The following is a 21,172-nucleotide window of genomic DNA, read 5'->3' as shown; positions in this document are numbered from 1 at the left end:
CACAAAAAAGCAAAGGCTTGAAGCACCCTGCATGAATCCCTTTGGACGCGATGTGCTTTAGCCCAACCCCTCTTGCCTGATCGAAGTGGTCGCTTCTATTGTTTCCCAAATGAGTCTTGATTCCGTTCGCGCATTTTTCACAACCCACGCTCCCGACATTAGGGTGATCGTTACCGAAAACAGTTCGGCAACGGTCGCATTGGCGGCAGCGGCGCATGGCGTTGAACCCGCACAAATCGCGAAAACAATCTGCCTGCGTGCCGGTGATACCCTTATGCTCCTCGTGACCGGCGGCACGGCACGAATTGACAACCGGAAGTTTCGCGCTCATTTCGCTGCAAAAGCGCGCATGCTTGATGCCGAGCACGTCATCGAGGCGACCAGCCACCCTATTGGCGGTGTGTGCCCATTTGGCTTACCCTCGCCGCTATCTGTCTATTGCGACATCTCGCTACGTGGCTTTGAAGAGGTCGTACCGGCTGCCGGTGCAACAAACGCTGCTGTTCGCCTTACACCCGACCGGCTGGCAACCCTGACCGACGCCGAATGGGTGGACGTTTGCCAGTAGGGCAGTCCTGATAAAATAAAATATTGTCGCAACCACACCAGAACGACACGATTCCGTGGCTTGAATTTGCACCGGGTCAATGACGATGCCGTTTTAAATCCCTATATTGCCAATAGGCCGCTTTCGGCCATCCCTCATGCAAGGAGAAAATCATGAATCGTAACGCCATCGCCCTTTGGAAGGGTTCGCTCACTGAGGGTAACGGCACGCTTGATATGCAAAGCGGCGCATTCGACAAACAACCCTATTCTTTCAAGGGTCGCTTTCAGGATGAGAGTGGGAAATCCGGCACGAATCCGGAAGAATTGATCGCCGCCGCTCATGCCGGTTGCTTTGCCATGCAGTTTGCGCATTTTCTGGCTGAAAATGGCACACCCGCCACTGAGCTGAACGCCGAGGCTGTTATTGCCTATGGCCCCGCTGCCGAAGGTGGTTTCGAAATCACCGAGAGCGCCTTGAAAGTCGTCGGCAAGGTTCCCGGCATTGAGGCGGCAAAATTCAATGAATTGGCTGAAAAGGCTAAGGCGGGATGCCCTGTGTCCAAGGCACTCGGTGCAATCAAGATCACACTTGACGCGAAGCTGACCTGATCAACGCGCAACTCGCAGCGGCACTGGTCGCTAGAGAAGTTTCGGGAAAAGTGCACAGCGGTTTTCCCGAAATCGCGTAAGAACAAATAGTTGGAGCGGTTCAGCGCTTCCATCAAAAGCTAAACCGCCCGAAATCCGCTCTGATGCGGGAGGCACCAAAAGCAGCCTCAACGGCTTTCGTTAGACAGTGCTTCTATGCGCTCGCCAAGTTTTACAACCAGTTCTTCAAGCGCCACAATGCGCGCTTCAAGGTCCAAAGTCGGCACCGCCGTTCGCATAGTCGTGGCGGGGGCAACATCCTCAACCTTGCCGGACAATAAATGCACGAAGCGTTCCTCGCGCTGGCCTGGACTGCGATCAAGCTGCTGGACAAGTGGCGGCTTTCGCCCGATCAGCAGATCGAGATCACCACGCAGATCGTCAACCGACGCAAATCGCACCATTCGCTCACTTCGGGCCGAAAGCTCATAGGCAGTTTGCGGGCCGCGCAGCAGCAAAAGACCGACGAGCACGATTTGCTGAGTTGTGAGTGAGAAGCGCTGCGCAACCGTGTGCTCGTAACGCTCGACGCGCGAAGCAAAGACCTGCCGCGACAACCCCTTCTGCTCAAGCAAGCCAAGGGCTCTGTGAACCTCAGATGTCTCCACCGCCATCACAGGTTCGCGGGCGGTTTTCTGGTTCGCCGCCGCGATCAGAGCATTGAGCGTCAGCGGATAAACGTCAGGCGTAATTTCCTTCTTCTCGATCAGGCAACCGAGAACACGCGCTTCGATGGGTGACAGGATTGGAAAATCGTCATCGACCATATCTTTCCCCATCTCCAAACCGCGAGATCAGCCGATCTCACTGCCTGTCTTTTACCATTGCGTCGCGTACAAAAAACCAAAAGACAGGCCGCCACCAGGGTCAAACGCGCCGCTCAACCATCAATTTCTTGATCTCGGCGATGGCCTTGGCAGGGTTGAGCCCTTTTGGACAACTCTGTGCACAGTTCATGATGGTATGGCAGCGATACAAACGGAAGGGGTCTTCCAGATTGTCGAGCCGCTCGCCGGTTGCCTCGTCACGGCTATCGATCAGCCAGCGATAGGCTTGCAGCAACACAGCCGGACCAAGATAACGATCACCGTTCCACCAGTAACTTGGGCACGACGTCGAGCAGCAAGCACACAAAATGCACTCGTAAAGCCCGTCCAGCTTCACGCGATCATCATGGCTTTGCAGCCACTCCTTTGCAGGTTCGGGCGAAACCGTCTTGAGCCACGGTTCGATAGAGGCATGCTGCGCGTAGAAATTGGTGAGGTCGGGAATAAGATCCTTCACCACCGGCATATGCGGCAATGGATAGATTTTGATCGCGCCGGAAATGTCGTCGCAACCTTTGGTGCAGGCCAGTGTGTTGGAACCGTCAATGTTCATCGCGCACGAACCGCAAATGCCTTCGCGACACGAGCGGCGCAACGTCAATGTCGGATCGATCTTGTTCTTGATGTACAAGAGCGCATCCAGAACCATCGGTCCGCAATCGTCCATGTCGACGAAATAGGTATCCATGCTCGGGTTTTCGTCATCATCCGGTGACCAGCGATAGATGCGATATTCGCGCAGATTGGTCGCACCTTCCGGCTTCGGCCATGTCTTGCCTTGCTTGATCTGCGAGTTCTTGGGTAATGCGAGTTCGACCATTCTATGCAGTCCTCAATACACCCGCGCCTTGGGCGCGATCTTGGCGAGGCTGATGCCACCATCTTTTTCCTTGAGCTGCGGTTCGGTGTGTACCGGACGGTAGCTGAGCGTGACCTTGCCGGTCTCGCTGACACGAGCCAGCGTGTGCTTGCGCCATTTGGCGTCATCACGCGCCGAAAAGTCTTCGCGCGCATGGGCACCACGGCTTTCCTTGCGCGCTTCCGCGCCATAAACCGTTGCAATCGCGTTGGACATCAGGTTTTCCAGTTCAAGCGTCTCGACCAAATCGGAATTCCAGATCATCGAGCGATCGAAGACCTTGATATCTTTCAACTCACCCCAGATCTTGGAAATTCGCTTGCAGCCCTTTGCAAGCGAATCTTGCGTACGAAACACTGCCGCATCATCCTGCATGGCCTTTTGCATCCGTTCGCGAATGACAGCCGTGGGCGTGCCGCCATTGGCATGGCGCAGCCCATCGAAGCGATCCATGATTTTTTCAACCGACGCTTCATTCAGCGCCGGAATGGGTGCATTGCGGTCGATGACCTGCCCTGCCCGGATCGCAGCAGCGCGTCCGAACACGACGAGGTCGATCAGCGAGTTCGAGCCAAGCCGGTTGGCACCGTGAACCGAGGCACACCCAGCCTCACCGACAGCCATCAGACCGGGCGAAACACGATCCGGGCTTTTGGCTGTCGGATTCAGCACTTCACCCCAGTAATTTGTTGGAACGCCACCCATATTGTAGTGAACAGTCGGCAGGACCGGGATCGGGTCGCGGGTCAGATCGACGCCCGCAAAGATTTTGGCCGACTCTGAAATACCGGGCAAACGCTCGGCAAGCACCGCCGGGTCGAGATGGTCGAGATGCAGGAAGATGTGATCCTTGTCCTTGCCAACTCCGCGACCCTCACGAATTTCCATCGTCATGCAGCGCGACACGACATCGCGCGACGCAAGATCCTTGGCTGAAGGCGCATAGCGCTCCATGAAGCGCTCACCTTCGGAGTTGACCAGATAGCCACCCTCACCGCGCGCGCCTTCGGTAATCAGGCAGCCCGCACCATAGATGCCGGTTGGATGGAACTGCACGAATTCCATGTCCTGCAAGGGCAGTCCGGCTCTCGATGCCATGCCGCCACCGTCGCCGGTACAGGTGTGCGCCGAGGTAGCCGAAAAATAGGCGCGCCCGTAACCGCCTGTCGCCAACACCACCATCTTGGCCGAAAACCGGTGAATGGTGCCGTCATCAAGGTTCCAGGCCACGACACCGGTGCAGGTTCCATCCGGTTCCATGATGAGATCGAGCGCGAAATACTCGATGAAGAACTGCGCATTGTGCTTCAACGACTGGCCATAGAGCGTATGCAAGATGGCATGGCCGGTGCGGTCAGCCGCCGCGCATGTGCGCTGAACCGGCGGTCCATCGCCGAAATTCTGCATATGGCCGCCAAAGGGTCGTTGATAAATCTTGCCCTCCTCCGTGCGCGAGAACGGCACGCCGTAATGCTCAAGCTCATAGACGGCCGCTGGCGCTTCGCGTGCCAGATACTCCATCGCATCGGTGTCGCCCAGCCAATCGGAGCCTTTCACCGTGTCATAGAGGTGCCACTGCCAATGATCGGGACCCATATTCTGCAACGAGGCAGCAATCCCGCCTTGGGCGGCAACCGTATGAGAGCGCGTCGGGAACACCTTGGTGATGCAGGCGGTCTTCAAGCCTTGCTCGGCCATGCCAAGCGTGGCGCGCAAACCCGAACCTCCGGCACCGACAACGACAACATCGAATTTGTGATCGACATAAGTGTAAGCGGAAGCCTTGTTCGCGCTTTTCGTGTCCTTGGCCAAGGCTCAGCCTCCGAATGACAGCTTGAGCAGGGCGAAGACCGAAACAACGCCAACCGCTATGGTGAAGAAAGTATTGAGAACCAGCAAAGCCAGCTTGCTGCCCTCGCCGTGAACATAGTCTTCAATGATGGCCTGCATACCAAGCCGCATGTGATAAAGCCCGGAAACCAGCATCAGGAGTATGATCAAATTTGCGAAAGGATTGGCCAGCGCTGAACGCAGCTCGGCGTAGTCAGCGCCATTCATCGCAATCAGAAATCCTACGAAAAACAGGACCAGCGGGATGTTGGCGATTGCAGTCACACGCTGACGCCAGAAATGCTGCGTTCCCTCGCGCGCCGAACCCAGCCCCCGGACTTTGCCAAGCGGTGTGCGCATATCGTTCTTGTTGTCGCTCATCGTCAGCCTCCTCGCACCATGTAGCCGACGATCCAGATTGCCAGTGTCGCAACCACCGATCCGATAAGCGTGGCCCAGGCGATCTTCGACGCCGTATGCTTTTCAAGGCCGACCCCGGTGTCCCAAACGAGATGGCGAATACCGCCAAACATGTGGTGCACAAGCGCCCATGTATAGCCGAAAAGAATGAGACGCCCGATCCATGAACCGAAAATGCCGTTGACGAAATCGAAATAGGCTTGCGGTCCCGCCGCTGCCGTAAGCCACCATGCAACCAGCAGCGTTCCGAAATAGAGCGCACCACCGGTAATGCGATGGATGATCGACATCGTCATCGTTATTGGTGGTCGATATATTGACAGATGCGGTGAAAGTGGTCGGCCGCGGGTGGCTAGTGGTTGACTCATGGCTCCCCCAAATCTGCATCCGGTCCAGCTTCGCTAAAGTGAAGCGCTGCAATTCCCGGGTACTGTATTAGACAGCCGGTTTCTAGAACTCTTTTTGCACCGCGTCAAAGCTGGAAAGCCGCATAAAGACCGAAAATTGGCCTGACAAAAGCCAGACCGCCACTTCAACCGTTTGAACCCGGCCTATCGGGCACCAATCAGGCGAGTGCGTCGCAAAATCGTTTAGCGAGTGCAGGTCAGCGGCACTTGTCGGTTCCTCATGATCAGGGCGTCACGTCCGTCAAGAACAATCGCGTCATGCCCCTTTTCGTAGCGGCTGGTCTGGTTGACAGGTGAAGCTGAAAACTCCTCATCGACACCATCTGCACCGGCCACGCGAACCAGGGCACCGAGATTTACGATCGTCATCAGTCCACCATCAGCACAACTGTAAGTGGCTTTGCGGGGCTGAGATGATGTGGTCTCCATACTGGTCGGCGACCCCGGCCTGCCCTGTTGCGCAACGCATGCAGCCAAACCAATGATTGGCAATAGGGCAGCCACCCGAAATGTCCGGCCTAACGCCATGCACGGTCCTCCATGTGAATGTTTCTAATCGCCACGATTGATCTGGATCAAGTCGTTTCCTGACAATATTTTCCGCCATCCTCTGAAAAGTTTCGATGCACGCTGAAGCGCTGATACGGGCGTAGAAATGGCCTCTCTGACAGACGCCTTCTCCAGCACCTGGCCGTTAACCATGTTTAGAAAGATATGGTTGCGGTGCGGTTAGCCTCTTAACAAAGGTTAATAAATGGTTAACGTCTTCGAATCGAGGAGGTTTACCTCTAACCATGGAGGACGCACCATGCGTTCAAAATTCGCTCTGCCGGGTCTCACGGCATTTGTCGTGGCTCTGACTGCCGCTGGTTACGCCGGTCCGGCATTCGCCTGGCCTGCACATCAGGACCACGTATATGCCGATTCCTTCGGTAATCTCGTCATTGATAGCGCAGCCGGCTACAAGCGCATTCTGGTTGGTGAAGGCAGCATGGCAAAAAAGCTCGCCGACTATACCGACGCTGGCCAACCCGATGTTGTCTATCTTGACCGGACGCAGGCCCCCGCCCTAACGGCGGATTGCTATCGACCTCCCGTTTTCGTCAAGGGCCGTAGCTACATGTACGGCCTGGCTGACGGTGAGATGCCGGAACTGAGCCCCTGCCAGTAAAGCCTGTACCGGCGCTATAGGCCGCCATACGCCTTGGCCGGGGTTGCAGCGGGTCTTTCATAGGAAAGGCGCACGCTGTTGCGGCCATTTTGCTTGGCTTTATAGAGCGCATCATCGGCGCGCCGCATCAGCGGCTCAAGACACTCGTCGCCGGTTCGCGCCGCGACCCCGAAGCTCGCCGTCACCCGCACATCGGCCGGGATGTCATCAATTTGTCCGGTCGCATACAAGGTACGCACTGCCTCGGCAAACAGTTTGGCTGAGGCAAGATCGGCGAGCGGCAACAGCACTGCGAACTCCTCGCCTCCCATCCTGCTTGCTATGCCTCGCGTACCCACCGCCGATGCCAGTCTTGCGGCGAAGCTTGCGATCACCTGATCTCCAACCGCATGGCCATGACGGTCATTGACTGCTTTGAAATGGTCGAGATCGGCCAGAACCAGCGCAACCGGAAAGCCCGCATTGGCACAGCGATCCAGCAATTCTTCCGCACAAACTTCAAAGCCACGCCGATTCAGCAGTTTGGAAAGCGGGTCGGTGTGCGAGTCGCTCTTGAACGTCGCCAGCACATCAAGCGCGGCAGCCGTGAACAGGCAAAGAGCAAGAAATAGCGACAGCAAGCCATGTGATAGAACGGCAGTTGTCCAGTAAACCGAATTATGAAGTTCCGTGTATCCGCCAAAAGGACCGGCTATCAACACGCTCAACAAAGGCCGTGCAATGAAATTCAATCCCGATAGCAGGGACACGGCCAGCAGGATCTTCTCGATCGGCCCTTTGTTGGGCACGACGCGCAATTCTGCTGCAACGACCAGACAGATGCCCCCGAATGCGAAATTCATCGACAGGACACGCCATGTAATGTCGGATTGCACAAACAGGAACCACGACATGCCAGCCAACCCACCAGCCGCGAACAGACCGATCCCGAAGACAGGTATCTGCTTGCCATAGCGTTTGGCGACCACACCGGAAATAAGGCAAATGGCCACTGTAAAAAAGGCGTTTGAAAGGAATTTCGTCGCCGCAACGCCAAGTGGCAATGTGAAATACTGAAGCAGGAAGCCAACCGCCGAACAGACATAGCCACTGCACAGAATTGCCAGATACCGATGGCTTTTCTGATATTGCCAAAGCACAAAAAAGGCCGAGGCCAGGACAAGCGCAATGGCCGGGTTGAGCAATATTATGAACAATCCCGTGCCCAAGCCGCACCACATTCCCGGTTTCCGTCGCGGAAGACTTTAGGTGCAAAGCACAAACAACGGGTTAAACTGCGCCCATCAAAAGCATCAGCCGAAGATGATCGAGATAAGTGCGAGGGCACGTCACATGCCCGTATAGAGACCTACTCCCAATCGCGAATATCGACGAAATGGCCAGCGATTGCCGCTGCTGCGGCCATCGCCGGGGAAACAAGATGCGTGCGTCCCTTGAAGCCCTGTCGTCCCTCGAAATTGCGGTTCGACGTCGATGCACAGCGTTCATGTGGCTTGAGGCGATCATCGTTCATGGCCAGACACATTGAGCAGCCCGGTTCACGCCAGTCGAAACCGGCCGCGATAAATATCTTGTCCAGTCCTTCGGCTTCCGCCTGCTCCTTCACCAGTCCTGATCCCGGCACGATCATGGCGTCAATACGCGGATGCACCTGCCTGCCCTCGGCAACGGCGGCAACGGCGCGCAGATCCTCGATGCGGCCATTGGTGCACGAGCCGATGAAGACACGATCAAGCTCGATGTCGGTGATTTTGGTTCCCGCCGTCAGGCCCATGTAATCGAGCGCGCGCTTCTTCGAATTGCGCTTGTTCTCATCTTCGATCTGCTCCGGGTCCGGCACCACACCGAGCACTGAAACAACATCTTCAGGCGAAGATCCCCAGGTCACGATTGGCGGCAGCTTTGCCGCATCGAGCACCACGATCTTATCGAAATGCGCGCCTTCATCAGTTTTTAGCGTCTGCCAGTAGTCCAGCGCCATGTCCCATGCAGCCCCTTTCGGTGCCCGTGGCTTATCCTTCACATAGGAAAACGTCGTCTCATCCGGCGCGATCAGACCGGCACGCGCGCCGCCTTCAATCGACATGTTGCAAATCGTCATGCGCCCTTCCATGGACAGCGCGCGAATTGCCTCGCCAGCATATTCGATGACGTAGCCGGTGCCACCAGCCGTGCCGATCTCGCCAATAATGGCAAGGATGATATCCTTTGCCGTCACCCCTTGCGGCAACTGGCCATCGACACGCACCAGCATGTTCTTGGCCTTGCGCTGGATCAGTGTTTGCGTTGCCAGCACATGCTCGACTTCGGACGTGCCGATCCCATGCGCCAGCGCACCGAACGCACCGTGGGTGGAGGTGTGACTGTCACCGCACACAATCGTCATACCGGGAAGCGTAAAGCCTTGTTCGGGGCCAATGATATGAACGATACCCTGCCGACGATCCTTCTCGGAATAATACTCAACGCCAAAATCCGCGGCGTTTTTGGCAAGCGCCTCGACCTGGATACGGCTTTCCTCATTCTTGATGCCGTTGACCCGATCGGGCGAGGTCGACACATTGTGATCGACCACGGCAAGCGTCTTTTCTGGATGCCTGACCTTTCGCTCGGTCATACGCAGACCTTCAAAGGCTTGCGGGCTTGTCACTTCGTGGACAAGATGGCGATCAATATAGAGCAGGCAGGTTCCATCGTCCTGACGGTCAACCATGTGGTCATCGAATATCTTGTCGTAGAGGGTGCGCGGTGCGCTCATTGCTCAAAATCCGTCGATTGCGATATTTGAAAATTGTGATGCCGGAGTTGCGGCTCGCGACGTGAAACAGCAGAGTTCAGCGAAACCGGCTCGCCAGCGCACCTGAAATCAGCGCAAAAAAGCGCGACGGCAGGCGCTTCCTATCCTGCAGCACGAAGCCCTTATAGGCCGGGTCTCCGAACATTTCTTCCATAAGGCTGCTCATATCAAGCTTTTGGCAAGACGGCAATTGTGATCCGTCGGCATTGATGGCTCAGGCGGCTTCCTGTTCCTGGCAGATTTGTTCGATTTCGCTATCAGCCAGAGGTTCACTCAAAAGCGTGCAATAGTGCAAGCCTGCCCCCCGTGCATTGGCGCAGAAGTGGCGGCACTCCCGGCAAATGCCGAATGCACGTCCGTCGCGCGCAGCCAATGCCTGCTTGACCAGAGCAGCCAATCCCGCTGCAAGCTCAATCCGCATTGTCTGGGATAAGCCTTCAAATGCATGGCGTATCGTCTCAATACCGTCCAACGGCAGCAAATCTTGCGCCTTGGCCGACAGATCAAGCCGCACCGAACGACCATCACCAGGATTGTTTGTTTTCTCAATGAGGCCCGCGCGCTCCAGAGCCATCAAGGTTTGCGACACCGTACCTTTCGTGAGGCCAAGATAAGCAGTCAAGCCGCCGGGTGTGCGCGAAAAGCGGTTGGCTTTCGCCAGATAGCGCAACGCTTCCCACTGCGCCGGCTTCAATCCATGCGCATGACCTTCATTGGTCACCAGACGCGCCAGACGCCCAATCAACTCAATCGCTTCGTTCACATCAGTCATGCCTATTTAGTAGCGTAACAATACCATTCTTGCAATGCCTTCGGCTTTACGCTATTCATAAATAGTAGCGACTCAATACCATACAGGAGCCAATCAATGAAAAGTCTCGTATTTGCAGCGTCCGCATTGCTGATGTTTGGACATTCTGCCATCGCCCATGACATCGAAAGTGCCATCGACCCTGAAAAACCCGCCCCCTTCGACATCGTGACCGCCTCGGCCACAACCGATGGGCGCCTCGCCACTTTCATGATGGAACTGGCAGGCGATGCCGGTTCGATCCTGCCGGAATCCATCGGCACACTGCCAGGTGCCAAGGTTGAAGCCTATGTGTGGCCCACCGCGATGGACCCTTCCACCGTAGGCTTTGCTGAAAAATCCGGCATTCTGGCGCTCGCCATCACCGCACATCCCGATTTCGACGATACCCCCCTGTTCGACGAGGACGGCGACGGCGATCCGGCCAATGACGGCAAGTCATGGCATTCGCATTGGGTGGTGTTGGAAAAAGATGACGCTTGCGCTGCCGGGCTCAAGGTTCGCGACGTATCGCCCGGCGTCGATGCCTTGCCCGATACCGCACCTATGCTGCCTCTGGCGCTTGATAGCCCCGGCATGAGCCCATCTCTCAAAGGCAAAATCGCCAAGATCACGGTCCCGGTTGGCGACGCAGATCAAATCGCCTTTGACGCAGTAACCGCCGAGCTTACGGTCAACGGCGAAGGCAAGGCACCGCTACTTTGCGTGACAGGCGTTCATGACATCGCTTCAGGAGACTTGTCGATGCCCGGAAAAATCATGCTCGACGAATAAACGGCGCATTGTGCGAAAGTGTTTGGGTGTGGGCCGGCATCGCTTCGGCGCACGCCCAAACATCGTCTCTATAGCGTTTCAGTTTTTGATAGAACCGTCGATGTGGTCCAAGTATTTCTTTTACGCAATCCCGGACAGAAAACCGCTGCACACTTTTCCTGGAATTGCTCTAGGTAATCTCGAAGACAAACGTCTTGACCAGAGCTTCGGGTTCAGCGGTCGCGAAGCACCGAAACCACGGGCTCTCCTCCACCATCCGCCATTTATTCTGGGACTCAATGTCTGCAAAGACATCACTGAAGCTGCCGCTCGCGAACACCTGGTCGCGAACCGTGAAGATGGCGTGTCCGCCTCGACGCGTAATGCGCACAAGATCATGAAGACCAGTAGCCGGCGCATGGCCAAGCGTGAAAACCCCGGTCGAGAAAAATGCACGGAAATGCCCATCCGGCCACGGCAGCGTCGTGCCAAGCATGGCCTGTTTCAGCTCGCGATAAGCTTGTCTGCCACTTGCGATCTTGAGCATGTCTTCCGACAGGTCGAGCCCACAAATGTCCTCATAACCAAGCGCCTTTAACGATGGGCCCGACAACCCCGTGCCACAACCCGCATCGAGCAGCGGGCCTTCGCCTGCGCCGACATAGCGGGCAACCCAGGCCGTGATCAGGAAAGGCAGCAGATAGCCAAGCGAAGCCGTTTCGCTGTCATAGGTCGCCGCCCAATCCGCATAAGCCTTGGCAAGCTCATCCGGTGTCTTTGCCGAATAGACCGCATCAAGCGCCGTATTCGCCTTGTCAACATCCACGAGCACTCTCCATTTCCCGCGCAAGCCTCCTGATGAACGGATCGAACGTCAAGCCTATTGCCCGCCGTTTCGTTCGCAACCTCGCCCCATTTGCACCGGCATCGCCGTCATTTCCGCCTCTGCATCCAATAAAAAAGGCGGCCGAAGCCGCCTTTGTCTGGATATATTGGCCGAAATTATTCTGCACTCGCCTCAGCGGTTGCAGCTTCGGCTGCCTTGGCGGCTTCCGCCTCTTCAGCAGCCTTTTTCTCGGCAGCTTCCTGTGCAGCTTTTTCTGCTGCAAGTGCTTGCGCAGCAGCAACCTTCTCGGCTTCGATGCGGGCCTTTTCAGCGTTCAACGCTGCACGCTCGGCTTCGTTCAACTTGCGGGCGCGAACGCCAGTGTTTTCCGAGATACGCGCAGATTTGCCGCGACGGTCGCGCAGATAGTAAAGCTTGGCACGCCGAACCTTGCCGCGACGGACAATGTCGACACCTTCAACCATTGGCGAGAAAACCGGGAACACACGTTCCACGCCTTCACCGTAAGAAATCTTGCGAACCGTAAAATTTTCCTGGAAGCCTGCGCCGGAACGGGCAATCACCACGCCCTCATAGGCCTGAACGCGGGTACGTGTACCTTCTGTCACGCGAACCTGCACACGGACTGTATCGCCGGGCTGAAATTCGGGCAGCGTACGCTTGGCTTCGATCTTGGCGGCCTGTTCGACCTCGATCTGACGGATGATATCCATCGTGGATTCCACTTCTTGTTCTTCCGACAGTCAGAGCGTCCACTCTTGCTTCACAGTTCAATGACCGTTCGGCTATGCCCTTTACTTGAAATGCATTGGGCAGGGGCGGCTACACCGTCAATCGTTGACGGGCCCAGAGGGATTTTTCCCACCGGTTCGGTCGCGGCGATACACTATCGGGAAGCGTTTGTCACCTGCCGTCCGCCTTTTTGTTCCCCGATACCGGAGCGTGCATACGAAATGAGTGGCCGCAGGCTCCGCAATTTTTCTACCGGCAGCACCAACACCCCATCATGTTGTGGTTCTGGACCCTTTCCCCTCAAACGTCCACGCGTTAAGCAGCATAAGTCTCATAATCTGGTTTCATACGTCCGTGACAATTTTCGATGCTTCGCTTCTCTTCCTTGCCGGTTTGCTTTCTGGCGTGGCAAACGCCATTGCCGGGGGCGGCACCTTTCTCACATTCGGTGCCCTGACGCTGGTTGGCATGCCGCCAATTGTCGCCAACGCCACCTCCTCCATTGCGCAGTTCCCCGGCTATGTTACCTCGACACTCGCCTACTGGAGCGACATCCGGCGCATGTGGCGCGGTGCCATTGCTTTTGCCATCGTCTCAACCATCGGCGCATCCATTGGCTCGATTGTCCTTCTGAAGCTCGACAACGCAGCCTTCGGTGCCATGGTGCCGTGGCTGTTGATCGCTGCCACCATTCTGTTCGCGGTCGGCCCGAAGCTGAGACAGGCGATATCGGCTGAACGGCCGGAAAGCGCAAGCGCAACGCTGTCGGGGTGCATCGTGCAGTTCTTCACTGCCATTTATGGCGGCTTTTTCGGCGCCGGCATGGGTGTGATGATGCTGGCCACGCTCGGCCTTACCGAAGGTGGCAGCTACCACCGGATGAATGCCTTGAAAAACATGCTTTCGATCATCATCGCCGCAGTAGCGATCGTCGTTTTCGTGTCAGGCGGCGTCATTGCCTGGCTACAGGCGGCATTCATGGTGCCCGGCGTGGCCATAGGCGGCTTTGCCGGCGTTTGGGCAGCAAGGCGCGTCCCGCAGACAATCGTTCGCGCCATCGTCATAGCTATTGGCCTGTTGCTGGCAGTCTATTATTTCATACATGGGTAACAACCACCTCGCAGCGAGCCATCCGTGCCGCGCGCGTATTAGCCCCAATGGCCAAAGGCTGCCGTTGCCGAAATAGCCGCCAACGCCAGAACTGCCAGTTTCCAGAAATCGCTGCGCTTCTTCAGGCCCGGAAGACCGAGCGGTTTGATCAGTTGGATTCCCATCATCGCAATGATAACGAACGCAAGAAGTTTTGACATGCTGCGTTTGAGCAGCATCGACGCGTCCTGTCAAAGCCGGTGATGCTGCCTTCACCCTAAGTTAGATAGACGTTGCACGATGAGAGCAGCTAGTGTGGTGGTGTCCTTTCGATTCTGAAATTCAACCTGAGATTGATATCTGATGAAACGAATTTCAGAATCGGGACACTGGAAAGAACTGAGACGAATACGCTTGGGAGGAAGATAGGCGATGTCCCGCTATCATCAGGTTTACGCCGACTGGCAACGCGATCCGGAAGAATTCTGGGCCAGTGCAGCACGCGAAATCGACTGGTTCTCCCCATTCGACAAGGTGTTCGACCCCGATCAGGGCATTTACGGACGCTGGTTCGTGGGTGCGACCTGCAACACTTGTTACAACGCCGTCGACCGGCATGTGGCTAACGGACGAGCCGACCAGATCGCTCTGATCCACGATAGCGCAATCGCCAATACAGTGCGCAAATACACCTACGCCGAGTTGAAGCGCGAGGTTGTCGCGCTGGCCAGCGTGTTGAAAAATCAGGGAGTCGGCAAGGGCGACCGGGTCATCATCTATATGCCGATGGTGGCCGAAGCAGCTTTTGCCATGCTCGCCTGTGCCCGGCTGGGAGCAATCCACTCCGTCGTATTCGGCGGTTTCGCGGCACAGGAGCTTGCCAAACGCATCGAAGATGCCCAACCGAAACTGATTATTTCAGCGTCCTGCGGGCTCGAACCCAGCCGGATAATCGCCTACAAGCCGCTACTCGATGGTGCCATCGAACTGGCGCGACACAAGCCCGAGCATTGCATCGTCGTGCAGCGTGAGGAACTCGGCTGCGATCTCGTCGAGGGCCGCGATATCGACTATGCCGACGCCGTAGCGCGCGAAATAGCGGCTGGTGCCAATGTCGACTGCGTAGCACTTGCGGCCACCGATCCACTATATGTGCTCTACACTTCAGGAACCACCGGGCAACCCAAGGGCGTCATACGCGACAATGGCGGCCACATGGCCATGCTGAAATGGTCGATGGACAATGAGTTTGGCGTCAAGCCGGGCGAAGTGTTCTGGGCAGCTTCGGATGTTGGCTGGGTGGTCGGCCACTCCTACATCGTCTACGCGCCGCTGCTGCATGGCTGCACGACGGTCATGTTCGAGGGCAAGCCCATCGGCACACCGGACGCCGGTACGTTCTGGCGTGTAATCGCCGATCACGGCGTTGTCTCCCTGTTCACGGCACCAACCGCCTTCCGCGCCATCAAGGGGCAGGACCCCAAAGGCGAATTCATCGGCAAATACGATCTGTCAAAATTCCGCACCCTGTTTCTCGCAGGCGAGCGCGCAGACCCCGAAACCATCAAATGGGCGGAACAACACCTCACCGTGCCGGTAATCGACCATTGGTGGCAGACCGAAACCGGCGCGCCGATCACGCAAAATCCAGTCGGTCTTGGCATCTTACCGGTAAAATATGGCTCGCCGGGTGTTCCCATGCCGGGTTACGACATTCGCGTGCTGGACGATGCCGGTCATCAGGTGGCGAACGGCACACTTGGCAATGTCGTGCTTAAACTGCCCTTGCCGCCCGGCTGCCTGCCGACATTGTGGAATGCTGACAGGCGTTTTCATCAAGCCTATCTCGATGAATTTCCTGGCTACTACAAGACAGCCGATGCCGGCATCATAGACGACGACGGCTATCTGTTTGTCATGGCGCGCACCGACGACATCATCAACGTAGCCGGGCATCGGCTATCCACCGGCGCAATGGAAGAAGTTCTGGCGGAACATCCAGATGTTGCCGAATGCGCGGTAATCGGCGTTGCCGATACATTGAAAGGGCAGATCCCACTTGGCTTTGTCGTTCTGAATGCCGGCGTCTCCCGCGATCTCGATATGATTGAGAGCGAAGTCGTGGCGCTTGTGCGCAACCGGATTGGTGCCGTCGCCGCCCTCAAGACGGTCGTTACGATAAAGCGTTTGCCAAAAACGCGTTCGGGCAAGGTGCTGCGCGGCACAATGCAGAAAATTGCCGACAAGCAGGAATGGACCATGCCGGCGACCATCGATGATCCTGTTATCCTAGATGAAATAACCGGCTCGATGAAAGAAAAAGGAATAGGTGTTTGAGCCATGGCGCTCGCTGAAACCGTTCATTGAGGAACCACTTTTCCTCAATGACGTTTCATGACGATGAACCATATTGCAGTTGATGCGCTTGATGCGTCGCCCGGTTTTTTGAGGGCAATCTCAACAAAAGTGAGAACAACGCTTCCGTATGGAATTGGATAAAAGGTAGGGTTGGCGTGGTTATCGATTCAATCGGGAACCAAACCTCACTAATGGATGCTCATGCTGACACTGCCTCAAATTCTTTCGTTCTCGGTCATCGGCATCATGATGGCAGCCTTTGTCTGGGGGCGAATACGCTACGATCTTGTTGCCATGGCAGCCTTATTGCTGGCCATGGCGGTCGGTGTCGTACCGTTTGACCACGCCTTCGTTGGCTTTAGCGACGATATTGTCATCATTGTCGGAAGTGCCCTGCTGGTCAGCGCCGGAGTGGCGCGAAGTGGCATCATGGAACTCGCGATCCAGCGATTTGCGCCAAATGTTTCGTCCGTGCGTGCGCAAATGGCGCTGCTTGTCGTAACCGTTACAATTCTGGCTGCCTTCGTTAAGAACATCGGTGCCTTGGCGATCATGATACCGATTGCTTTCCAGTTTGCCCGCCGCTCGAAAGTATCGCCGTCGATCTTCCTTATGCCGATGGCGTTCGGGTCTTTGCTTGGCGGCCTTATGACCCAGATTGGTACGTCGCCCAATATCATCGTATCGCGGCTGCGCGGAGAACTGACCGGCACCCCCTTTACGATGTTCGACTTCATGCCCGTCGGAGCGGCGCTGGCCGCCGCAGGTTGTGTTTTCCTTGTCCTGTTCTACTGGCTTTTGCCGCAGCGCGAGCGGCAAACAACCTCTTTGAATGAAGCGCTCGACATCAAGGACTACACAGCCGAGGCCCATGTCACCAAGGATTCGGTCGTGCTCGACAAGCCACTGGCCGACCTGTTGAAAATATCGGCTGGCGACACGGTCATAACCGCAATCCTGCGTTCCGGCGTCATTCGTATCGCGCCCTTGCCCGATGCGATTTTGCGTCTGGGTGACATTGTGCTGATCGAGGGTGGCCCTGATTCTCTTGACCGGTTGGTCGAACAAGCCAAACTTCGCGTCGGCGAAAACCTTGGTCCAGTCAACAAAAGCGGAAATGTAGCCGATGCGACCGCTATCGAAGCCGTCATTACCGAAAACTCGCGCCTGATCGGCTGGTCGGCACAGCGTCTGCTGCTTTACGAACGCTTCAACGTCAATCTCCTGGCCGTCAGCCGCAAGAACGAGCGGCTCGATCAACGGCTGGGCGAAATCACCCTTCGGCTCGGAGACGTGATCGTGCTTCAGGGTATTCGCAAGGCCCTGCCGGAGTTTTTGCGCGAGTTCGATCTCCTGCCACTGGCAGAACGCCCCCTCCTTCTTGGCAGCGTACGCAATGGCATCGTGCCCTTGCTTATCCTCGTCGCCGCCATTGGTTCAACCGCTCTCGGCCTGCTGCCAGTCACCGTCAGTTTCTTTGGTGCCGCCGTCATGATGCTCCTGTTCAGGGTGATCCCCCTTCGTGAAGTCTATACAGCACTTGATGGCCCGATCCTGGTCATGCTCGCTGCCCTCATTCCCGTAAGTGACTCACTACGCACCACAGGAGCCACCGATCTTATTGCCGATGCACTTGCCCAACTTGCCCAGGCATTGCCCAATTATGGTGCACTCGGCCTGATATTGTTCACCGCAATGATGGTGACACCATTTCTCAACAACGCTGCCACCGTGCTGGTCATGGCTCCGGTCGCCGCCAGCTTCGCTGATACGATCGGCTACCGGCCCGAAGCATTCCTGATGGCCGTCGCCATCGGTGCAGGATGCGATTTCCTCACTCCGATTGGCCACCAATGCAACACGCTCGTCATGGGACCGGGCGGCTACAAGTTCTCCGACTATCCCCGCCTTGGCTTGCCGCTGTCCATATTGGTCATCATCGTCGCTGTTCCGATGCTGATGATGGTCTGGCCGCTCCAATAACCCACACCTGTCCTGACAGACCGCTGTCAGGACAGGTGTGCGATGGTTCATCCTTTCAAACCGAGAGGAACGCCATCATGACCAGCTTCGGTTTTTACAATTCGATAAAGCATTATTTCGGCAAAATCCGAACAATCCGCAATGAGGTCCACACCGAACGCGTTTTGAACGCACTACCACCCGAACTCCGCTCTGACATTGGCTGGCCAGAGCGGCGCAACTGGAAATAAGGTAAAAATGCCTCGCCATATCGACAGCCCTCAAATTTGGCGTTTGAAATCGACGCTCCTGACACAATGTTGTCAGGAGCGTCGTGCAAGAAAGGCACGCCTCATAGACGCCGGGAGACGAAGTGATGAGACGCGCCGACAGGCTGTTCCAGATTGTTCAGCACCTGCGTGGCGGGCGGCTGGTAACGGCCCAGAAGCTGGGCAAATGGCTGGAGGTTTCCGAGCGGACGATTTACCGCGATATCGTCGACCTGCAGTCAACCGGTGTGCCTATAGATGGCGAAGCCGGCGTCGGTTACATCATGAGGGAAGGTTTCGACCTTCCGCCCTTGATGTTCTCGCGTGACGAGATCGTGGCGTTGGTGGCTGGAGCACGCATGGTGCGCGCTTTTGGCGGTGCCGCGATGGCCCGCGCCGCCGACGAGGCTTTGGTCAAGATCGGCGCTGTACTGCCCGATGCTGAAAAGGATCGCATCGCCCGCACCGAGATTCACACGCCGATGTGGGTGGTCAGTGACGCTGCACGCGAAGCCATCGACGTCATCGAGCGCGCGGTTGAAAAGCGTCATGTGCTGGCCATTTGCTACAATGATGAATCCGGCCGCGGTACCGAGCGCGACATACGCCCTTTGGGGCTTTGGTTCTGGGGCAAGGTCTGGACACTCGTTGCCTGGTGCGAAATGCGTGATGATTTTCGCGCTTTCCGTATCGACCGCATCACCTCGGTGATTGGTGCAGAACGAACCTTCAAGCCGGAACGCGGCAAGCAGCTCACCGATTTTTACCGCGCGGTCGAGCGCAGCGAAGCCTATGGGAAAAGCCCGTCCGCACGCGGTGCCTGACTTGTCCTATCCTCCATCGACCAGATCCGGCGCTGCACTCCAACGACTCACTTGGCGACCGTCAACCGCGTACCGGCGGCGTTAAGCGCCTCGGTAATATCGCGAGACGGCGCCTCATCTGTCGCGAGTTCGGTAAAGCCGGAAAAGCCGCAAACTCTGACCAGTCCCTGACGAGCGAATTTGCTGTGGTCGGTTACGACCACTGATCGCTGACCGCGCGACAGCACCATGCGGGCAAACTCGGCTTCCGCCAGATCGTAATCAACAACACCGGCAGCAACGTCGATCGCGCCGGCGGAAATAACTGCATGGATAACGCTGAACCGGCTGACGAACTCGACAGCCGAACTACCGAATGCAGCGCCTGAATCGCTGCGCAGTTCGCCGCCCGCCATATAGACCTTGTTGCCGTTGACGGTTGCAAGCGTGCGGGCGATATCCGATGAATTGGTGACGACTGTAAGGCGGCGATGGCCGAGTAATTCCCGCGCCAGAAAGCTTGTTGTCGTACCAGTGTCGAGCATGACGGAATCGCCATCGCGGATAGTAGCCGCAACCATGCGCGCAATTATCCGCTTGGCATTGGCGTTTTCACGCATGCGGCGCTCAAACGGCGCTTCGCTGGTCATTGCTGGCAGGCCGATGGCACCATGCATCTTGACGACGATCCCGTCATCGGTCAGCGGCCTGACATCGCGCCGTACGGTTTCCAGCGAAACCCCGAGCCGTTCAGCCAGATCCGCAATGGTGACCGTGCCTTGCTCACCCAGCAGACGTAAAATTTTACCGTGGCGTTTCGAATGGATCATCTGGGGTCGATTCCGAATGCAATCAGTATCATGCCCGATTTTATGGCAACCTTTCCAATGAACGCAATGAGTAAGCCATTTATTCGGGCAAATTAACACAAAAAACCACAAATTCGCGTTGACAATCCGGGGCAACCCGCGTGACACTGATCGCGTGATGAACCTGAGGCGCTTGCTGCGGGAGACAGCAACGACCTGAGGCACCAACGACAATATTCAAAAGGGTGAGCAGGAGACTCGACATGGTTTCGCGCAAACGTATTTTCACAGCCGCACTTGGGGCAATTGCCTTCAGTTCGGTCATTTCACTGGCGCCCGCCTGGGCGCAGGATTCGTCAGATCCGATCAAGCTGACCTTGCATGACTGGACCGGCCAGCTCATCACCACCCACATCATGGGCGAGGTTCTCAAGAAAGCCGGTAATAATATCGACTATGTGCAGGCCGACTATCTGGCCCAGTTTGCCGGGCTTGAAACAGGCGATCTCGATGTCGCAATGGAGATGTGGGAGACCACGGGTCGCGAGGCCATGGACGCCGCTACCGCAACCGGCAAGGTCGAGAATTTCGGCCCAACCGGCATGAAGGCCAAGGAGGAATGGTGGTTTCCTGAATATATGAAGGAAAAATGCCCCGGCCTGCCGAACTGGGAAGCACTGAAAGACGAAAAGTGCGCCGAAGCCTTTTCAACCGCGGAGACCGCCCCAAAAGGGCGCTATCTTGGCGGCCCGGTAACCTGGGGCGGATTTGACGACGAACGCGTAAAAGCCCTTGGCCTGCCATTTGAAGTCATTCACGCGGGCACCGATGCCGCGCTTTTCGCCGAACTTGAAAGTGCTTATCAGCGTAAGGCACCTATCCTCTTGTGGATTTACGCGCCTCATTGGGCAACCGCGAAATACAAGGGCGAATGGGTCCAGTTCCCTGAATACACCAAGGAATGCTACAACGACCCGAAATGGGGTATCAACCCCGATATGGCCTATGATTGCGGCAAACCGCATGGCGAAATCTGGAAGGTCGGCTGGGCCGGCGTCAAGGACAAGTGGCCCGATGCCTACAAGGCCATCAAGGCCTTCACCATCGACAATGATGAGATGGGCAAGATGATCACCGAGGTCGACCTCGATGGCAAAAAGGTCGATGATGTTGTCGCCGAATGGATGGGCGCCAACGAAGCGCGCTGGTCGCAGTGGATCAAGAAGTAACA

General features: G+C 56.5%; 24 protein-coding genes. 10 read left to right on the top strand and 14 right to left on the bottom strand.

Annotation, left to right across the window (positions count from 1 at the left end):
- The first annotated feature begins 109 nt into the window (after window positions 1-109).
- Complete coding sequence (locus AC0L7S_RS10815) at window positions 110-568, top strand: YbaK/EbsC family protein (RefSeq protein WP_473470881.1); 459 nt, start codon at window positions 110-112, stop codon at window positions 566-568.
- Window positions 569-720: 152 nt separating this feature from the next.
- Window positions 721-1,158, top strand: a complete 438-nt coding sequence (locus tag AC0L7S_RS10810) for an OsmC family protein (protein ID WP_473470880.1) — start codon at window positions 721-723, stop codon at window positions 1,156-1,158.
- A gap of 167 nt (window positions 1,159-1,325) precedes the next feature.
- Here the strand turns inward: AC0L7S_RS10810 and AC0L7S_RS10805 are convergent, their stop codons facing one another.
- The 6 genes from AC0L7S_RS10805 to AC0L7S_RS10780 form a co-directional block, all read right to left on the bottom strand.
- Window positions 1,326-1,964, bottom strand: coding sequence for a DUF480 domain-containing protein (locus AC0L7S_RS10805; RefSeq protein WP_473470879.1), 639 nt, complete (start codon window positions 1,962-1,964; stop codon window positions 1,326-1,328).
- Between the two features lie 100 nt (window positions 1,965-2,064).
- Complete coding sequence (locus AC0L7S_RS10800) at window positions 2,065-2,844, bottom strand: succinate dehydrogenase iron-sulfur subunit (RefSeq protein WP_473470878.1); 780 nt, start codon at window positions 2,842-2,844, stop codon at window positions 2,065-2,067.
- 12 nt (window positions 2,845-2,856) lie between these two features.
- The gene (gene sdhA / locus AC0L7S_RS10795) at window positions 2,857-4,695 is read right to left on the bottom strand and encodes a succinate dehydrogenase flavoprotein subunit (RefSeq protein ID WP_473470877.1); all 1,839 of its coding nucleotides are present in this window, start codon (window positions 4,693-4,695) and stop codon (window positions 2,857-2,859) included.
- 3 nt (window positions 4,696-4,698) lie between these two features.
- A complete protein-coding gene (sdhD, locus tag AC0L7S_RS10790) occupies window positions 4,699-5,094 on the bottom strand; it encodes a succinate dehydrogenase, hydrophobic membrane anchor protein (protein ID WP_473470876.1) in 396 nt (131 codons plus the stop codon).
- 2 nt (window positions 5,095-5,096) lie between these two features.
- A complete protein-coding gene (gene sdhC, locus AC0L7S_RS10785; RefSeq protein WP_473470875.1) occupies window positions 5,097-5,501 on the bottom strand; it encodes a succinate dehydrogenase, cytochrome b556 subunit in 405 nt (134 codons plus the stop codon).
- Between the two features lie 222 nt (window positions 5,502-5,723).
- Complete coding sequence (locus AC0L7S_RS10780; protein WP_473470873.1) at window positions 5,724-5,909, bottom strand: hypothetical protein; 186 nt, start codon at window positions 5,907-5,909, stop codon at window positions 5,724-5,726.
- A gap of 439 nt (window positions 5,910-6,348) precedes the next feature.
- On the opposite strand from AC0L7S_RS10780, the gene AC0L7S_RS10775 reads away from it, so the two are divergent.
- Window positions 6,349-6,711 carry a hypothetical protein gene (locus AC0L7S_RS10775; RefSeq protein ID WP_473470872.1) on the top strand — a complete coding sequence of 121 codons (363 nt, stop codon included), beginning with the start codon at window positions 6,349-6,351 and terminating at the stop codon, window positions 6,709-6,711.
- Window positions 6,712-6,725: 14 nt separating this feature from the next.
- Here the strand turns inward: AC0L7S_RS10775 and AC0L7S_RS10770 are convergent, their stop codons facing one another.
- The 4 genes from AC0L7S_RS10770 to AC0L7S_RS10755 all read right to left on the bottom strand — a co-directional run bounded on the left by AC0L7S_RS10770 (window position 6,726) and on the right by AC0L7S_RS10755 (window position 10,271).
- The gene (locus tag AC0L7S_RS10770) at window positions 6,726-7,919 is read right to left on the bottom strand and encodes a GGDEF domain-containing protein (RefSeq protein ID WP_473474262.1); all 1,194 of its coding nucleotides are present in this window, start codon (window positions 7,917-7,919) and stop codon (window positions 6,726-6,728) included.
- 140 nt (window positions 7,920-8,059) lie between these two features.
- Window positions 8,060-9,469: a 3-isopropylmalate dehydratase large subunit gene (gene leuC / locus AC0L7S_RS10765; protein ID WP_473470871.1), complete on the bottom strand. Its 1,410-nt coding sequence runs from the start codon at window positions 9,467-9,469 to the stop codon at window positions 8,060-8,062.
- A 76-nt stretch (window positions 9,470-9,545) separates the two neighbouring features.
- Window positions 9,546-9,674, bottom strand: coding sequence for a hypothetical protein (locus AC0L7S_RS10760; RefSeq protein ID WP_473474384.1), 129 nt, complete (start codon window positions 9,672-9,674; stop codon window positions 9,546-9,548).
- 48 nt (window positions 9,675-9,722) lie between these two features.
- A complete protein-coding gene (locus tag AC0L7S_RS10755) occupies window positions 9,723-10,271 on the bottom strand; it encodes a MarR family winged helix-turn-helix transcriptional regulator (protein ID WP_473470870.1) in 549 nt (182 codons plus the stop codon).
- Window positions 10,272-10,376: 105 nt separating this feature from the next.
- Here AC0L7S_RS10755 and AC0L7S_RS10750 point away from each other — a divergent pair, with 105 nt between their 5' ends.
- A complete protein-coding gene (locus tag AC0L7S_RS10750) occupies window positions 10,377-11,093 on the top strand; it encodes a hypothetical protein (RefSeq protein WP_473470869.1) in 717 nt (238 codons plus the stop codon).
- Between the two features lie 169 nt (window positions 11,094-11,262).
- Here the strand turns inward: AC0L7S_RS10750 and AC0L7S_RS10745 are convergent, their stop codons facing one another.
- Entirely contained in the window at window positions 11,263-11,898 is a 636-nt protein-coding gene (locus tag AC0L7S_RS10745) for a class I SAM-dependent DNA methyltransferase (RefSeq protein ID WP_473470868.1), read from the bottom strand.
- A gap of 176 nt (window positions 11,899-12,074) precedes the next feature.
- Window positions 12,075-12,632: a 50S ribosomal protein L19 gene (gene rplS, locus AC0L7S_RS10740; protein ID WP_473470867.1), complete on the bottom strand. Its 558-nt coding sequence runs from the start codon at window positions 12,630-12,632 to the stop codon at window positions 12,075-12,077.
- 373 nt (window positions 12,633-13,005) lie between these two features.
- Between rplS and AC0L7S_RS10735 the strand changes: the two genes are divergently transcribed.
- Window positions 13,006-13,761: a sulfite exporter TauE/SafE family protein gene (locus tag AC0L7S_RS10735; RefSeq protein ID WP_473470865.1), complete on the top strand. Its 756-nt coding sequence runs from the start codon at window positions 13,006-13,008 to the stop codon at window positions 13,759-13,761.
- 38 nt (window positions 13,762-13,799) lie between these two features.
- Here AC0L7S_RS10735 and AC0L7S_RS10730 read toward each other — a convergent pair whose 3' ends face one another.
- Window positions 13,800-13,979, bottom strand: coding sequence for a hypothetical protein (locus tag AC0L7S_RS10730; RefSeq protein WP_473474383.1), 180 nt, complete (start codon window positions 13,977-13,979; stop codon window positions 13,800-13,802).
- Window positions 13,980-14,172: 193 nt separating this feature from the next.
- Between AC0L7S_RS10730 and AC0L7S_RS10725 the strand changes: the two genes are divergently transcribed.
- From AC0L7S_RS10725 to AC0L7S_RS10710, 4 genes are all read left to right on the top strand, one after another.
- Window positions 14,173-16,077, top strand: a complete 1,905-nt coding sequence (locus AC0L7S_RS10725; RefSeq protein WP_473470864.1) for a propionyl-CoA synthetase — start codon at window positions 14,173-14,175, stop codon at window positions 16,075-16,077.
- 225 nt (window positions 16,078-16,302) lie between these two features.
- A complete protein-coding gene (locus tag AC0L7S_RS10720; RefSeq protein ID WP_473474261.1) occupies window positions 16,303-18,081 on the top strand; it encodes an SLC13 family permease in 1,779 nt (592 codons plus the stop codon).
- Between the two features lie 77 nt (window positions 18,082-18,158).
- Window positions 18,159-18,311, top strand: a complete 153-nt coding sequence (locus tag AC0L7S_RS10715) for a hypothetical protein (RefSeq protein ID WP_473470863.1) — start codon at window positions 18,159-18,161, stop codon at window positions 18,309-18,311.
- Window positions 18,312-18,436: 125 nt separating this feature from the next.
- A complete protein-coding gene (locus AC0L7S_RS10710) occupies window positions 18,437-19,153 on the top strand; it encodes a helix-turn-helix transcriptional regulator (RefSeq protein ID WP_473470862.1) in 717 nt (238 codons plus the stop codon).
- Window positions 19,154-19,200: 47 nt separating this feature from the next.
- On the opposite strand, the gene AC0L7S_RS10705 is transcribed toward AC0L7S_RS10710, so the two are convergent.
- Complete coding sequence (locus AC0L7S_RS10705; RefSeq protein ID WP_473470861.1) at window positions 19,201-19,962, bottom strand: DeoR/GlpR family DNA-binding transcription regulator; 762 nt, start codon at window positions 19,960-19,962, stop codon at window positions 19,201-19,203.
- A gap of 242 nt (window positions 19,963-20,204) precedes the next feature.
- Here AC0L7S_RS10705 and AC0L7S_RS10700 point away from each other — a divergent pair, with 242 nt between their 5' ends.
- A complete protein-coding gene (locus AC0L7S_RS10700) occupies window positions 20,205-21,170 on the top strand; it encodes an ABC transporter substrate-binding protein (RefSeq protein WP_473470859.1) in 966 nt (321 codons plus the stop codon).
- The last annotated feature ends 2 nt before the right edge of the window (window positions 21,171-21,172 follow it).

The sequence above is a fragment of the Mesorhizobium sp. G2-6-1 genome (genome assembly GCF_055809095.1).
The sequence above is the reverse complement of the archived record's forward strand: the minus strand, read 5'-3'. Positions and strand labels throughout refer to the sequence as shown.